Raw genomic sequence first — 14,395 nt, 5'->3', positions numbered from 1 at the left:
CCCCTCGCCGCGAGCCGCACAGCGGGCTCGCGGACCGGCCCCGACCGCGGGGCCTCTCTGTTGTGATAGGCCACTCCGGGGATAGACTAGTATCCCCTGCGTGGCGGGTTGCGGTGGATCTATGACGTATACGGAACGGAATATCCCAAAAAACGTTTTTGTAAAAACTAACTTTAACAGCCCGGGGGACCCTTGCCGGTCCCCGGGCGTGCAATGAGAGAACTATCTCAGGGCAAGGCTCCTGGGCAGGGGCCGTCCGGCGGCCTGGCCGCCGGTGCCGGGGTTGCCTGAATGAAATACGTAAGCAGTAAGGCAGTGCTATCTTTTCTCGTGAAGAAGGAGGGAATTTATCTCCCGCCTGCGCCTCCGCCGCCGAATCCGCCGCCACCGCCGAAGCCTCCTCCGACTCCTCCGGGCCCTCCTCCCTGTGACGGAGGTGTGAAGGTTCTCATCGCGTAAAAGCCCATGTACCACGAGGTGTAGTGCGGGTAGAAGTATACTCCGCCGCCTTCGGACACGTCGAGGTCAAGGGTCTGCATCGCTTCTTCGACCTTGTCGCCGATTCCGAGAGCGGTTCCGTATATGAGCCACTCGCCCCACATGTTGAGGTCTTCGGTTCCGTATTTTTTTATCTGGCTGAGGTCGGAGAGGAATTTTTTGAATGAGTTCCATTCGAGTTTTTCCTTGTAGTAATCATCCTTCCAGCGTCCGAAGAGAGTGGTGGGGAACAGTGTTGCGACTATTGCCTGGACTATGATGACCCCGCCGAGAACTGCCGAGAAGAACAGCTGTGTTGCTGCATCCGAAAAGAGGAAGAGCACTCCTACCGAGGCGACGATGACCAGGGCGCCGGCGATGTAGAACGGGACCAGGTAGACTCTTCCGTCGGTTGCGTACTTCTCCGAGAGGGAGGCATCGGTATTCGACATCAGGCTGCTGAGACTGTCCCTGAGTGCTACTGCGATCCTCTCGTCCGCTTTTGAGACCGCTGCTTTCTTGGAGATCTCATTGAAGTAGCCGGTGTCGAGTTTGTTGTCGTCCTTCGTGTTTGCACTGATGAAGTTCAGGACTCTCTGTTCGTACCGGTCGTCGACGGTTGTATCAAGGACTTCGATCACGATTCCTTTCTTGTCGTCTTTTTCTGTGATCCTGATCTTCTTCTGCTTGTGGAGGCTGAGGAGGGTCGCATAAAAGGCGTCCTGGTCGGATTCGAATGCGTCGCCTTTAAAGAGCAGGTTTACCTCCCACGGCCTGAGTTTGGGATTGGGGATTGTGCTGAGATATTCGGGCACCGTGTAATTGTTCTCTTTTCCCACCCTGAAATACAGGAGCAGGAGGAGGAACGGTGTCAGGATTATGATTATCTTCGCGATTATTCCTGTGACGTCAGCAACTGTGAACCCGAGGTAATAGCTGTTGTTCGCCGATTCGGTCTCTTTGATAACTCCGGGAACGTACTCTTTGTCGCCGGGGATTATGTCCGCGGCTTCGGGCTTGAGCAGCATCTCGACTTCGATCAGCTCGTCTTCGGGTGAGCTTCCGGTTATGATTACCTTTCCGTCCTCCTCCGTAGTCTCGTATCCGGGTGGGTGGGTGAAGGTGTCGGTTATCAGGTCCGAGTCGAGGACGATCTTTACGTTCTTATACGGGATGTGCTCGCTTGCGAACATCAGGTTGATGTGAGCGGCTTCTTCATCGTATTCGATGGGCGGATAGATTACGTATGTGAATTCGACGGTGTACTGCCCGGAGCTGAAGTACCCGGTATCTACGATTCCCGCTTCGTTTGTATATGCCTTCTGGCTGACAAAGGATTCGACCTGGCTGCTTTCCGAGTTGAACAGGTAGACTTCGCCGTTTTTGGTCTTGATGTATCCTGCCGTCCCTTCGGGAACTGTCATCCCGGTGAGCTCGATGCGGGAATATACGGGGATGTTCTGCGAGTTTTCGGCAGAGTAGAGGGAGGCCGACCAGACACGGTAGAGCATCCTGTACTCCCCGGAATTCCTGACATCGTATACGTAGCGTTCGGTGAGGGTTCCGTTCTCGTACCATGTGACCTCGTAGGAGTCGGCGACAAGATCGTCGGTGAACCCGGTGAGATCCGATCCGACGAGTCCCGGGCCGAAAACGGCGATGATCCCGATTATGAGCGTTACGATAAAGACTGCTGCAATCTGGGTTTTTTCTTCCATGCTCTCAGAATTCTATCTTCGGGGCCTTTTCGAGGTTTTCGTCTTCGAACTCGAGGTAGTCGAGCTTCTTTAAGTGGACCATGTTTCCGATGATGTTCGATGGGATTGTCTCAAGCATTGTGTTGAACTGCTGCGAGATGTTGTTGTAGGTGTAGCGCTGGCGGGCGATCTCGTCCTCGATATCCTTTATCGAATCCATCAGGGTTTTGACGGTCTGCGAGGTCTTTAAGTCGGGATAGTTCTCCATCACCGCGAAGAGCCTGCCGAGGACCGACCTGGATTCAGCTTCGATCTTGTTCAGGTCGCCGACTCCTGCACTGCCGACGCTGCTGCGCATCTTTGTTACGCCTTCGAGCGTTTCCTTCTCGAATTTTGCATAGCTTTTTACAGAACCGAGCAGCTGGTCGATCATGTCGAGGCGCTTCTTCATCGCGACTTTTATCTGGCCGAGTGTTGCCTCGGACGAATTTTTGAGGCTGAAGAATTTGTTGTAAATGCTGACGAACCAGAGCACCAGCACGATTATTACAACGATTATTATTCCAAGTATTATGTATTGCATCATGGGATTTTCTCCTGTTTGTTGATGAGGTACTTTTGTGCTTTTGGGGATTTAAAAGGGTGGGGGGAGTTTTGGAAATAAATTTTTATTTAATTTTGCAATATTAATAATTTTAAGGCTTAAAAATTATTTTTCAAATATTTTATACAGTAGATAAGCCCCTACAATTATTAAACCAAGAGCTACAAGATCATCAATATTTGCATTTTGAGCATTTGGATTTTCTTTTGAGATTAAGCTTCTTAATTCATTTTCTTCTGTTATATCAAGATAGCCATTTGCTCTTTTTTTCCCTATAAGGTATTCCATTCTTTTTAACTGGTTTTTTGTTAATGTCATTGTTTATCCTCCTTATAGACTTCATCAGAACTTTTTTCACCAGCTTTTTTTGCAACATTAACTAAAGGTAATATCATATCATGGTCTTTTTTCAATTCCGTGATATTTATTTTAATTATGTGTAATTCTTCGCTATTTTCCTTATTTAACTTATAAATTAAATCTGTAGATCTACTCTCTATTTCTCTATGTTTTTTTTCCAATTCAATTTCAGCCTTATGTAATCTTTCCATTATTTCTTTTCGGCTTTGAAAATACGCAATAACTATTGTAAGAATAAGTCCACTGATAGAAATAATAATAGCTAAAAGCTCTATACTGAAGTCAATGAGCATAAATTAAAATCATCTCACATATTAAAAAAGGATTTGAATAAACAATTCCTTTATCCAGGAATAATTCTTTTCTCTCTCAGATTTTATATGTGTTCATAAACGATGGTATGTCAAATTTTCTTTAACTTTAAATTGTTTATTTTTAGAACTTAAAAATCTCGAAAATTTTAATTTAGATGTGCAGGCGTTCCAATAAAGTAAAACTTAAATACTGCAAATCTAAGCCCAAATCATAGTTTTTTCAATCCACACAGAAGCACGGAGAGCGACGATCTCACCTTCGTAAAGGGTAAATATCGTCCTGAAAAAATCGTCGAATACAGGGCCGTTATATCTCTTTGATTCTTCGTTTTTTGAGGAAATAAAGCATAATAAAGCGGTTGATTTTTTAGGGGTGATCCAAGGCCGTTTAATCGGGGAAATAACCTCAAATCGGGCTTATTTCAGGGGGGTTGTTTATGCGTTTATCGAGGGAGGGGGACGTTTCCCCCTCCCTGTGCCCCTCCCCCTCGTCGCGATAGGTCGCCTCCGGGATGGACAGGCATCCCTTCGGCTCCTTTGTACTTTGTAGCATAATTTCTTCGAGATCCTAATATTCACCTGAAGGCTGCCCGAAAGGGCAGCATTATCACAAGCGCAAAGCCCTGAGGTCAGGGCGTGTTCGCGGAGCGAAAGCGAAGCGAACTAGCGCAAGGGTTGCCACTGAATGTTTCCCCTTTATCAACTTCTCAAATTTTTTCGAATCGTTTTAGAATTATGCTATAATAAACAAAAAGCCAAAGATTAAAGAAAGGTAGAAAAAATGCCGAAAATAGTACAGGGCCCGGATGTCAAAAAAATAAGGGAACAGATGTATTCACTTGTCAGCCTGGATCATGCATCATCGATCCTCGATCTCGGGTGTGGTTACGGAAACGATCTTTTCAGCCTGGGGCAGAGATGCGGTGCGGATGTAAAACTGACCGGAATAGATTCTGCCTTTAAACCGATTGAAAAAGCACGGGAAAAAACACAAAACGATCCCCGGTTTGCATTCATCCATAAAGACATAGAATCCGGTCTGCCTTTTGAAGACAAAAGTTTTGATGTCGTCTGGTCCTGCAACCTCCTTGAATGCATCAGGGATAAAGATGCTCTCCTTTCGGAAGTATCCCGGGTTTTAAAGCCCGGCGGTCAGGTAATCTTCAGTCACATCGACTGGGATACACAGGTCATCAACGGTACAGACAAACCTCTCATCCGGAAGATGGTTGCCGCCTTCAGCGACTGGACCCAGGGATGGATGAGCGTGAGCGACGGCTGGATGGGAAGGAGGATGACGGGACTTTTCAGGAATCATGAAGATTTTTCCGGCGAAGTGATTCCTCTCGTTCTCATCAACGAAAATTATACTCCGGGATTGTACGGGTACGACAGGATTAAAGATTTCGAGACAATGGCGGAAGAAGGATTGATCAGTGAAGAAGACCTCGCTTCATTCCAAAAAGATCTTGAAGAAACGATCTCGGAAGGTAATTATTTTTACAGCGTCACGATGTATGTTTTCAACGGCAAAAAAGATCAACCTGATTGACCCGGAGATCAGTTGAAAAATGTGAATCCGGAAAGAGCAATCCCTATTCAGCTCTTTTTTGTCCCTGTGACAAGGTAAAATGTCAGCGAACTGAAGAACATGCCTGCATCTCCGGCCTGTGCCTGTCTTTCGGCCCAGGACTCCGCTTCCGTTGAATCCAGGACACCGGCCTTAACCGCGAGAGAGAGTGTCGTCTCAAGATCGAAGACCCTGCGGGCAAGCGGCAGGCTGGTTATTACAAGGCATAATGGCGTAACAGTAATATTTTCAAGACCGGCTTCGGCGAATGCTGCCGCAACAGATCTTCCTGCCCACCCGTTAGGGATATGATCGCACCAGAAGTTCAGGACCTTCCGTGTAACCTCCCGATCTCCGGGCCAGATAACAAAGGTCTCCCAGTCAGGTTCGAATACCACGATTTTTCCGGCAGGGCGGGTCACCCTTGCCATCTCATGTAGTACTGCAAAGATATCCTGTGTATGCTGGAGCACGCGATCCGTACGTACGGCATCAAAAGAGTTGTCTGCAAATGCAAGATGCGATGCATCGGACAGCACATAACCTGGCCGGGAACTTCCCCCGGTGTACTTTGCCTGCGCAGAGGCAAGCATGGTCCGGCTTACATCGCGATACCTATGACACGCCCGTGTTCTCCTGCCATGACTGCAAGTGCTGTTGCATCCACGCCGTTCCCGCAGCCGATCTCAAGGATCGCGGAACCCTGGCTGACCTCCAGTGCCTTGTAGCTGCGTTGTTTGCAATCCTTAAAAAAAGGCATCGAATGGATCAGATCGAGATAATTCACAAATGAATTAGCATCTCCCGTCGCATCCACACCGGCAAATCCTGAAGCAAATGAATCCATGTTACTCCCTGAAATATTTGTCGTAAATATTGTTGTCCTCGATATTTCAAAATTTAGAATTCGGTCTTTTCTTTTAATTTGTCTTCATCTTTTTTCTGGCAATCTTCTCGACAATAATCCCGATCATCACATAGACCGGATTAACAGAAACGTCCGTAAAGTAATGCGTCCCGGGAGAAAGCCATCCTTTCTCTTTCCAGTACTGGTAGTCATATGGCGATTCGTCCATGACCTGCGACATTGCACCCTTCTGCCCGTGGAAGATAATGACATTCATGAGTCCCGGTCTTTTTCTCTTATTGCTGCTCAATGAGGAAGAGAATTTCTTTGCGGCCTTTTCCAGTATGGCGTCGCTCTTCTTTTTCAGGACCTCGTGATCGTCTCCTTCGGTTATAACGGCCGCTCTTCCAGCCACGTCAAATCCCCAGATCCCCGTAAACATCTCCATGTACTTCAGGACATCCTTGTGACCCAGAAAGCCGGTGGTGGTAAGCAGAAATGCCTTTTTATCGAAGAATCGCGGCCTGTGAAAGAAGTAGCTGAACCTGTCGACAAAGTTTTTCATAAGCCCTGTTACGTTCAGGCCGTACACCGGAGAGGCGAAGATCACGGCATCGGCTCCCATCAGTCTATCCCGTATTACCAAAGCTTCGTCATGGATCGGACATTTTTCCTCGCCCTTTGAAAAGCATGAAAGACATCCCCTGCACGGCTGAAGATCCGCATCCTTAAGCCAGAGATATTCGAAATCAACCGCACGGTACTTTTGCATCTTTTCCCGGAGCTCTTCGCATGCACGATAGGTATTCCCCTTCCGCGGGCTTCCCATAATAACGAGGATATTCAACGGTTCTTCTTCAGTCATACTGCATTCTTAACTTTTATTCCTTATTTTTCTTCACCCGGGAAGCAATCATTCAGCCTGTGAATCGTCTTTCATCGATGCAACTCCTAAAGTTGCATTTTGTTTTTGGGAATGAAAAGGTATAATTTATTGTTAACCTTGGAGATTGGGATTGATGCTGAACATAGATTGCTTATCCGACGCTAAGCTGAATCATATTGACATTTTCACAAAATTCTCTCGCAATCTCACGATATAGATTTTATAAGGAGGTTAGTCTGTTTGAAATCACCATATGAAATAGTAGCTGATATTATCAACAAACATACTTTTGTTGTCGCAGGAATTGTTACTGCTATTCTGATTGTCGCACTCTACGGCGCTTCGATGACTTCAATTGAAACAGGTACGGAGACCTATCTTTTTACCGACAGGCCCGTGGGATCGCTCCTCGTTCATTATGAGGAGATATTCGGAGCAGACTCAATAATACTGATTATCGAAGGAGACGATGTAACAACCCCTGACGTGCTTAATTATATTGAAGAGCTTGAAAAGGACATATCCGACGAAAGGTATATCCGCAGCGTTGCGGGCCTGCCCGACCTTATCAAAGGGGCCAGCGGCGGAGAGATCCCTCAGTCCCAGGCGGAAATAAATAATTATCTTGATTATCTCTCTGAAAACAGCGGTGACTACCTTGATACCCTTCTTCCTTCAAAGATGATGACGCTCGTATCAATCCCGCTTGAGACAGGTTATCCGGAGGGTTCGGAAGAAAATATTGTTAAAAATGTTCATTCGGCTATCATTCAGTCTTCTCCTCCTCCGGGGATCTCTGTAACAGAAACCGGAACCCTGGCATTCGCCGTAGAGATGAAAGAGGATATCCAGAAAAATATGACGAATCTCATATCTTTGGCGCTGCTCCTTATGGTCGTTGCCATGGTACTCATGTTCGGACATGTCAGGTACAGGATGCTTCCTGTTCTGACAGTATTTTGCGGAATTATTCTGACTTTCGGAGTTATGGGACTGACCGGGATACAGGTAAGCATGGCCGTTGTCGCCGCATTCCCGATTCTTATAGGCATAGGTATAGACTATGCTATACAGTTTCAGTCGAGGTTTGACGAGGAAGTCCGGAATTCTTCAATTCAGGAAGCCATCTGGACCACAATCACAAGTTCCGGACCTGCCATACTTAAAGCGATGATTGCAACTGCTCTTGGATTCGTTGCTCTGTCACTACTTGCACCGTCTCCGATGATATCCGATTTCGGGACGATCTGTATTGTCGGAATCGTCTGCTGTTATCTCTGTGCAATGATAATTGTACCTGTATTTGCAAAAATTGTAAAATACACACCCAAAACAGGCGGATTAAACCCTCTTGATCAGGCTGAATCCTGTCAGCTTGACTGGAAGGGATGTGACGTGCCTCCGGATGTAAAGCCAGGCACGAAAGGCTCTTTTATGGATAAATATGACGACCTGCTCGGGAAGTTTGCGTTAAAAATCGCGAAAAACCCTGTACCCGTTCTGCTTGTTCTAATAATGGTCGCAATAATCGGAATGCAATTCGATTCAAAAGTTATAATCGATACCGACGAGGACATGATGGTCGATCAGGACATGCCTGCAATGGTCTCGATGAATAAGCTCACAAGTGTGATGGGGTCCACAAACACTATTACTGCGTATGTAAAAGCGGACTCGGTTAAAGATTACCACACTCTAAAATACATGGATAATTTCGGAGAATACGCTATCTCCAAACATCCTGAGCTAACCGGTATGCAAAGTATTGTGACATACATCAAACAATACAACGGTGGAGTTCTTCCGGAAGATAAAAAGACTCTTGAAAAGATCTGGGATAGTCTTCCCGGGAGTATAGTCGACAGTTACGTAAACGGAAACACAGAGGCTGTTATCGAATTTTCACTGGAAGATCTGACAATTCCTGAAACCCAGGAGCTGATATCCGATATGGAGGACGATCTTAACTGGTATGTCCTGCACCCCGGAATGGATATAACATATACGGGTAAGTATGTGATGTTTGTGGATCTCATAAACGGGATTAGCGATACCAAAAATCCGATGACCTATCTTGGTCTGATTCTTATATCTTTGTTCCTGCTTGTAGTATACCGGAGATTCACAGCTATATCCCCGGTCATTCCGATTATAATGATTGTCGGGTGGAACGGCCTCATCATGTACTCCCTTGGACTGAGCTACTCGCTTTTGACTGCCACTCTCGGGGCGATGACAATAGGAATCGCTTCCGAGTATACGATTCTCATTCTGGAGAGATATGAAGAAGAGAGAGATAAAGGAAATGATCTTTATTCTGCAATACAGACCGCAATCCAGAAGATAGGTACTGCAATAACCGTTTCCGGCCTTACTACCGTTTTCGGATTTTCAGCCCTTCTGCTTTCGACATCGCCGATAATCCAGAACTTCGGACTTGTGACAGTGATTACAGTCGGCTTCTCACTTGTGGGTGCAATAGTGGTGATGCCAGCTGTGATCTCTGTCATGGACAGATTAAAGCCGAAGGGTTTACCAGGATAACCGGGATGGTTTCCCCGATTTTTTTACTGGCATGGGATATCCTCCCTCCTATTCCAGTTTTCCTTTGATATTTTGGTTTCTCTCCCGGTCGAGGCTACCCGGATGGGTAGCGTCCAGACCGGGCTATCATCATTTGCGAAAATTCGCGTAGCGAATTAAGCACAGGGCTGCCCCTGAAGGGGCTTATGCCCTCAAATGTGATGTGAATAAGGGAGGAGGATGGCCCCCCTCCCTATGACCCTCCCCCTCTATCGCGATTAATCACCTCCGGGATGGGCAAGCATCCCCCCGGCTCCTCTTCCCGGTTGGGGCTACCCTGATGGGTAGCGTCCAGGTCGGGCTGTCGCCCCAATCGATTCCCCGGGCGACCTTCTGTCACCCTGAAATCTCCCGAAAAACACCCAAAAAATTAAAGGTGATATCTCTGTAAGAATATATTATCGTGGTAATAAATGGAAAGGCTCCTCTTCCTTGATATCATAAAGGCCTTCGGAATACTTGTCGTCATATTCGTTCATATGCAGAACTTTCTCGCCGCGATTGTCATTCCTAATTTTTTCCTCATCGAAGGACTCAAATTTCTCGGGCTCGCCTGTTTCATGTTTGCATCGGGATACGCCATCCACGAGAACAACAGGACGCTTGAAGGCCGCGGGGAGATCTTTCATTTCTACAGGAAAAGGATATTGAGGATCTACCCTCTCTACCTTGTCGCACTCTTCGTATTTTTCATCTGCTTCCAGGTGTTCGGGCTCTTCCCCCCGGTTCACTACGATATCGCAGGATGGATCGCCAACATACTCTGCCTCCAGGTTATACTGTCACCTGCATTCCTGGAACCCATCTTTACCCTCTGGTTCATCGGTTTCATCATTATAATGTACGCCATCTATCCACTTTTTTCGGACAACAGGGGAACGATCAAAAAAAGAATCCTGGTCGCGGCCGGTATTTTTATCGCACTCCTCATAATTCATGCGGCCCTGAACATCATCGATTACAGGTTCTTCATGTATTACTTCATCTTCATTATCGGAGTTGTCGCGTCCGCGGGCAGCCGCAGGTTTCGTTTTATCGAGCGGCCATTCAGGGATCATAAGAAATTCGCAATCCCGGTCATCAATGCTCTTGCATACGCATCGTACTGTATCTATCTTTTTCACATGCCGGTATTTTCCGTCACGAACATATTCATAACTGGGGCGGGATTATCCGGGGCATATCAGAACGCCGCTTTGATTTTCCTCGTCATTCCCGCATTGTTCTTCATGTGCTATTATATCCAGAGATCATACGACCGTCTCATTAAAAGGCCGGAATGACTCAACCTAAAGATTATAAAATGAGTTTTGAGAATATATTCAGGTAAACATAAAAGGTTTAATCTGATATATGGTTCAGAATAATCATGGCAGGGAAGGAACCCGGGTCGGAAGATCAAATATATAGATGGTAAATATGAGAGGAGACCCTTCGATTTCACCGGTAGTTTCAGAAATTGTTAATGCAGCACTATGGGGAATGGAGGGAATAAGATTTGAAAATCTTGACAAGTGTCCTTATTGCAGGGGTAAGATTCGCGGGTACGATTTTAAAAAGAAGCATTTCGCCTGTGTCCTGTCCGAAGGAAAACCTTACTATATCGATGTAGCTGTCAAGAGATTTTTCTGCCATGAGTGCGGCAGGCTATCATATGCCTACGAACCATTCTATCCCGGGACAAGAATGGGCATACCTGTTGTGGACCTCTGCGTAAGCCTTGGCAGTTCGATGCCTTTCAACCGGGTCTCCGGCGTCCTGAAAAAGATGAATGTCGTCGTCGACAGGGGCACTGTCAGAAACTACGTTAATATGCAATATCATGAAGAACGATGTGTGGATATGTTCGGACTGAATCTTCCCTTTTCTATTATGAATCTCGGTATTAAGGTCATCAATAAGGGTGGTGCTCCCATGTCAGGCGACGAGGCATTAGTTGCTATGGGTTTCGATCCGCACAAACTGAAGGGTCTTTATTAAGACGTACAGATTCATCAATACTGCCGTTGGATTAATGGCCATAATAATCCAGGCTCTTCGCTAATCTTTGTGGGCCTAAAGGCAAGTTTCACTATTTTTGGCAACCCCTCGCCGCGAGCCGCACAGCAGGCTCGCGGATCGGCCCCGACCCCGGGGCCTCTCTATTGTTGTGATAGGCCACTCCGGGGATAGGCGAGTATCCCCTGAGTGGCGGGACGCGGTAAATCTATAGCGTGTACTGAAAAGGACATCCCAAATCAATCTTATTTCAACAGCTTAGGGGACCCTCGTCGGTCCCCTGAGCGTGGAATGAGAGAACTATCTTAAGGCAAGGCCCATGGGAGGGGCCGTCCACCGGCCTCTGGCCGGTGGTGCCGGGGTCGCTGGAGAAAGACATGAGACAGCAAAGAGCCAAAAATTTTATTGTGATCAGAGCAAGGGGAATCTAAAAGGCCCGGATCTTGATTTTCATAGCGAACCAAATTCAACAGCCCGGGAATCCTTGCCTGAGTGAGATCTGTACGTAATATCTGAACGTACAATATAGAAGAAATTAAAGTCAAAAGGTATTTGCCGGGATGGGAAAATGATCTTTGTGTGGATTCGGATAATCTAAATTCAGTTTAAATAGTTATATTGTTATCCGAATTAAGACATATTGATTAATTAACAGCGTTAAAGTCATCAGACCGGTCTTTGAATTCCCCGAAGAACTTCATGAACCTGAAAGAACCGGTGAACGGTCTTTAACAGGCGGATATGCAAGTATGGTGAAAAAATTCATGGAGATCCGGGCCGTAAGGGATGTAAAACGGATATTAAAGGAGATAACTCCGGACACCGGAGGAGAAACCGTCTCCCTCGAAGAGAGTGTAGGGAGGGTTCTTTATGAAGACGTCGTCTCCGGTATAAACGTCCCCGGCTTTTCAAAATCCACGGTAGACGGTTATGCATTACTTTCTGACGACACCACAGGTGCAGGCGAATCGATCCCGGCAATAATGGAATATAAGGGGAGGATCGAGATGGGACAGCCCCCGTGTTCCCCGCTATTTCACGGAGAATGTATGTATGTTCCCACCGGGGCCGCCATTCCGGAGAACTGCGATGCAGTTGCAATGGTCGAGTACTGCGAGTTTCTCGGAGACGAGGTCCTCGTCCAAAAACCCCTTGCCAACGGGGAAAATATCGTCCTGAAAGGGGAGGACTTCAGGGAAGGCGAGACTGCACTATGTGCAGGTACAGTTTTACGGCCCCAGGACTGCGGGGTTCTTGCCGCACTCGGTATTGAGAATATTCAGGCCTCAAGGCGGCCTGTAGTCGGTATAATCTCAACGGGAAACGAACTCGTTCCGGTATCCGTTATACCGGGAGCTGCACAGATTCGTGATATAAACTCCTCGCTTTGCGAATCGTTCCTTATAAAATCCAACTGTATACCCCGGAAATACGGGATCGTCAGGGATGACAGGAAGATCCTTTTGGAGACCGTAAAACAGGCTTCGGAGGAATGTGACGCCATACTTATATCGGGCGGAAGTTCGAAGGACGAAAACGATCTCACGGTATCGGTTATAAACGAACTCGGTGAGGTAATAGTCCACGGAATCGCAATCGCACTTGGAAAACCCACAATTATCGGCACCATATGCGGCAAACCGGTGATCGGCCTTCCGGGCCATCCCTCTTCTGCTTTTATCATTCTCATGGCCCTCGTCGATGATATGTTATGGGGAATGCAGGGGACCATACCCATGCGAATGATAAAAACTGCCCGGCTTTCCGAGAACATACCATCCTCAATAGGAAGAGAGGATTATGTCCGTGTGATCCTGAACGAGGACCAGGCGATACCATTGTTCGGAAAGTCCAGCCTCATCAACACCCTGAAAAACAGTTTCGGAATAGTTATTGTCCCGGAAAGTCTGGAAGGCCTCGAAGAAGGCGAGACCGTGGAAGTGATAGTATGGTAAAAAGATATCTCGACCTGACGTCCCTCGAAGATGCAAGGAAGATAATCAGGGAAGAGTTCGAACTCAAACCCCGGACAAAAATAGTTCCGGTTACCAGTTCTCTTGGCAGAGTCACCGCCGGACCGATATTTTCCAGGTACTCGATCCCGATGACGCATCTCAGCGCAATGGATGGCATAGCCGTAAAGACTGCGGACACCCGGGGTGCATCGGAGCAGAGACCAGTAAAGATCACCGATTCGGTGCGGATTAACACCGGAAATATCGTTCCCCCCGGTTATGATGCGGTAATCATGATCGAGGATGTGAGAGAGGAAAAAGAGGGATATATAATACGCAAAGCCGCCGCAAAGTGGCAGAACATCCGGCCTGCCGGTGAGGATATCGGTGAGTACGAGATGATACTTCCTTCGCTTCACAGGATCAGGCCGGCAGACATCGGGGCACTTGTCGCCTATGGCCTTGAAGAGATAGACACTATCGACGTAAGGGCGGGAATAATTCCTACGGGATCTGAACTGACCGGGTGCGGCGAACCGCTGAAGGCAGGATGCGCAATAGAGAGCAACTCGCATATGGCGGCGGCGATGCTCCGGGAGGCAGGTGCCGATTGTAAGAGGTATGGGATCGTCAGGGACGACAGCGATAATATAATGGATGCCATTGAAACCGGAATCCGTGAAAACGACTTCCTCCTGGTATCGGCAGGCTCCTCCGCCGGAACAAAGGACTTTACCGCACAGGTGATCTCGAAACTCGGCGAAGTTCTCGTTCACGGGATATCGATCAAACCGGCAAAACCTGCAATCATCGGAAAGATCGACGATAAACCGGTAATCGGCCTCCCCGGCTACCCTCTTGCCTCGTGGACTATAATGAGGGAACTGGTGTGGCCGCTTCTCGGATGTTACGGCCTGCACCCCCCGGAGGCAGTAACGCTGAATGCCGAAATTGCACAGGCATTACCTTCCCCGTCCGGGACTGAAGAGTTCGTCCTTCTCTCGGCTGCGGATATCGACGGGAGGTACGTCGGGGTTCCCCAGTCGAGGGGAGCCGGCGTCCAGATGAGTGCCGTCCGGGCGAACGCGTATATGAAGATTCCTT

At 47.5% G+C, this 14,395-nt stretch carries 13 protein-coding genes; 6 read left to right on the top strand and 7 right to left on the bottom strand.

Features of this window, described 5'->3' with window-relative positions; all coding sequences use genetic code 11:
* Positions 1-347: 347 nt before the first annotated feature.
* From METPAY_RS12830 to METPAY_RS12815, 4 genes are all read right to left on the bottom strand, one after another.
* Entirely contained in the window at positions 348-2,195 is a 1,848-nt protein-coding gene (locus METPAY_RS12830; RefSeq protein ID WP_048152957.1) for a DUF2207 domain-containing protein, read from the bottom strand.
* Between the two features lie 4 nt (positions 2,196-2,199).
* Complete coding sequence (locus METPAY_RS12825) at positions 2,200-2,760, bottom strand: LemA family protein (RefSeq protein WP_048152956.1); 561 nt, start codon at positions 2,758-2,760, stop codon at positions 2,200-2,202.
* Between the two features lie 123 nt (positions 2,761-2,883).
* Positions 2,884-3,096 carry a hypothetical protein gene (locus METPAY_RS12820; protein ID WP_048152955.1) on the bottom strand — a complete coding sequence of 71 codons (213 nt, stop codon included), beginning with the start codon at positions 3,094-3,096 and terminating at the stop codon, positions 2,884-2,886.
* Positions 3,093-3,431 (bottom strand): hypothetical protein, encoded by a 339-nt coding sequence (locus METPAY_RS12815; RefSeq protein WP_048152954.1) that lies wholly within the window; start codon positions 3,429-3,431, stop codon positions 3,093-3,095. Before METPAY_RS12815 ends, METPAY_RS12820 begins: the two co-directional genes overlap by 4 nt.
* Positions 3,432-4,233: 802 nt before the next feature.
* On the opposite strand from METPAY_RS12815, the gene METPAY_RS12810 reads away from it, so the two are divergent.
* Positions 4,234-5,004, top strand: a complete 771-nt coding sequence (locus METPAY_RS12810) for a methyltransferase domain-containing protein (protein ID WP_048152953.1) — start codon at positions 4,234-4,236, stop codon at positions 5,002-5,004.
* A gap of 47 nt (positions 5,005-5,051) precedes the next feature.
* Here METPAY_RS12810 and METPAY_RS12805 read toward each other — a convergent pair whose 3' ends face one another.
* From METPAY_RS12805 to METPAY_RS12800, 3 genes are all read right to left on the bottom strand, one after another.
* Positions 5,052-5,615, bottom strand: a complete 564-nt coding sequence (locus METPAY_RS12805; RefSeq protein ID WP_052418833.1) for a methyltransferase domain-containing protein — start codon at positions 5,613-5,615, stop codon at positions 5,052-5,054.
* A gap of 8 nt (positions 5,616-5,623) precedes the next feature.
* Entirely contained in the window at positions 5,624-5,869 is a 246-nt protein-coding gene (locus tag METPAY_RS14470; protein ID WP_052418832.1) for a methyltransferase domain-containing protein, read from the bottom strand.
* A 73-nt stretch (positions 5,870-5,942) separates the two neighbouring features.
* Entirely contained in the window at positions 5,943-6,734 is a 792-nt protein-coding gene (locus METPAY_RS12800; protein WP_048152952.1) for a flavodoxin family protein, read from the bottom strand.
* Positions 6,735-6,995: 261 nt separating this feature from the next.
* On the opposite strand from METPAY_RS12800, the gene METPAY_RS12795 reads away from it, so the two are divergent.
* The 5 genes from METPAY_RS12795 to METPAY_RS15570 form a co-directional block, all read left to right on the top strand.
* Positions 6,996-9,299 (top strand): efflux RND transporter permease subunit, encoded by a 2,304-nt coding sequence (locus METPAY_RS12795; RefSeq protein ID WP_048152951.1) that lies wholly within the window; start codon positions 6,996-6,998, stop codon positions 9,297-9,299.
* Positions 9,300-9,751: 452 nt separating this feature from the next.
* Positions 9,752-10,621 (top strand): acyltransferase family protein, encoded by an 870-nt coding sequence (locus tag METPAY_RS12790; RefSeq protein WP_048152950.1) that lies wholly within the window; start codon positions 9,752-9,754, stop codon positions 10,619-10,621.
* 127 nt (positions 10,622-10,748) lie between these two features.
* The gene (locus METPAY_RS12785) at positions 10,749-11,318 is read left to right on the top strand and encodes a hypothetical protein (protein ID WP_052418831.1); all 570 of its coding nucleotides are present in this window, start codon (positions 10,749-10,751) and stop codon (positions 11,316-11,318) included.
* A 767-nt stretch (positions 11,319-12,085) separates the two neighbouring features.
* Entirely contained in the window at positions 12,086-13,291 is a 1,206-nt protein-coding gene (locus METPAY_RS12780) for a molybdopterin molybdotransferase MoeA (protein WP_048152949.1), read from the top strand.
* The coding region (locus METPAY_RS15570) for a molybdopterin-binding protein (RefSeq protein ID WP_048152974.1) at positions 13,285-14,395 on the top strand (1,111 nt) is incomplete at its 3' end. The genes METPAY_RS12780 and METPAY_RS15570, both read left to right, overlap by 7 nt.

The organism is Methanolacinia paynteri, from assembly GCF_000784355.1.
Taxonomy (GTDB): Archaea; Halobacteriota; Methanomicrobia; order Methanomicrobiales; family Methanomicrobiaceae; genus Methanolacinia; species Methanolacinia paynteri.
The sequence above is the reverse complement of the archived record's forward strand: the minus strand, read 5'-3'. Positions and strand labels throughout refer to the sequence as shown.

What these genes read in the sequence shown, in the direction of transcription:
- METPAY_RS12830 (WP_048152957.1), bottom strand. Translation starts at nt 2,195, where the DNA reads ATGGAAGAAAAAACCCAGATTGCAGCAGTCTTTATCGTAACGCTCATA.
- METPAY_RS12825 (WP_048152956.1), bottom strand. Translation starts at nt 2,760, where the DNA reads ATGATGCAATACATAATACTTGGAATAATAATCGTTGTAATAATCGTG.
- METPAY_RS12820 (WP_048152955.1), bottom strand. Translation starts at nt 3,096, where the DNA reads ATGACATTAACAAAAAACCAGTTAAAAAGAATGGAATACCTTATAGGG.
- METPAY_RS12815 (WP_048152954.1), bottom strand. Translation starts at nt 3,431, where the DNA reads ATGCTCATTGACTTCAGTATAGAGCTTTTAGCTATTATTATTTCTATC.
- METPAY_RS12810 (WP_048152953.1), top strand. Translation starts at nt 4,234, where the DNA reads ATGCCGAAAATAGTACAGGGCCCGGATGTCAAAAAAATAAGGGAACAG.
- METPAY_RS12805 (WP_052418833.1), bottom strand. Translation starts at nt 5,615, where the DNA reads ATGCTTGCCTCTGCGCAGGCAAAGTACACCGGGGGAAGTTCCCGGCCA.
- METPAY_RS14470 (WP_052418832.1), bottom strand. Translation starts at nt 5,869, where the DNA reads ATGGATTCATTTGCTTCAGGATTTGCCGGTGTGGATGCGACGGGAGAT.
- METPAY_RS12800 (WP_048152952.1), bottom strand. Translation starts at nt 6,734, where the DNA reads ATGACTGAAGAAGAACCGTTGAATATCCTCGTTATTATGGGAAGCCCG.
- METPAY_RS12790 (WP_048152950.1), top strand. Translation starts at nt 9,752, where the DNA reads ATGGAAAGGCTCCTCTTCCTTGATATCATAAAGGCCTTCGGAATACTT.
- METPAY_RS12785 (WP_052418831.1), top strand. Translation starts at nt 10,749, where the DNA reads ATGGTAAATATGAGAGGAGACCCTTCGATTTCACCGGTAGTTTCAGAA.
- METPAY_RS12780 (WP_048152949.1), top strand. Translation starts at nt 12,086, where the DNA reads ATGGTGAAAAAATTCATGGAGATCCGGGCCGTAAGGGATGTAAAACGG.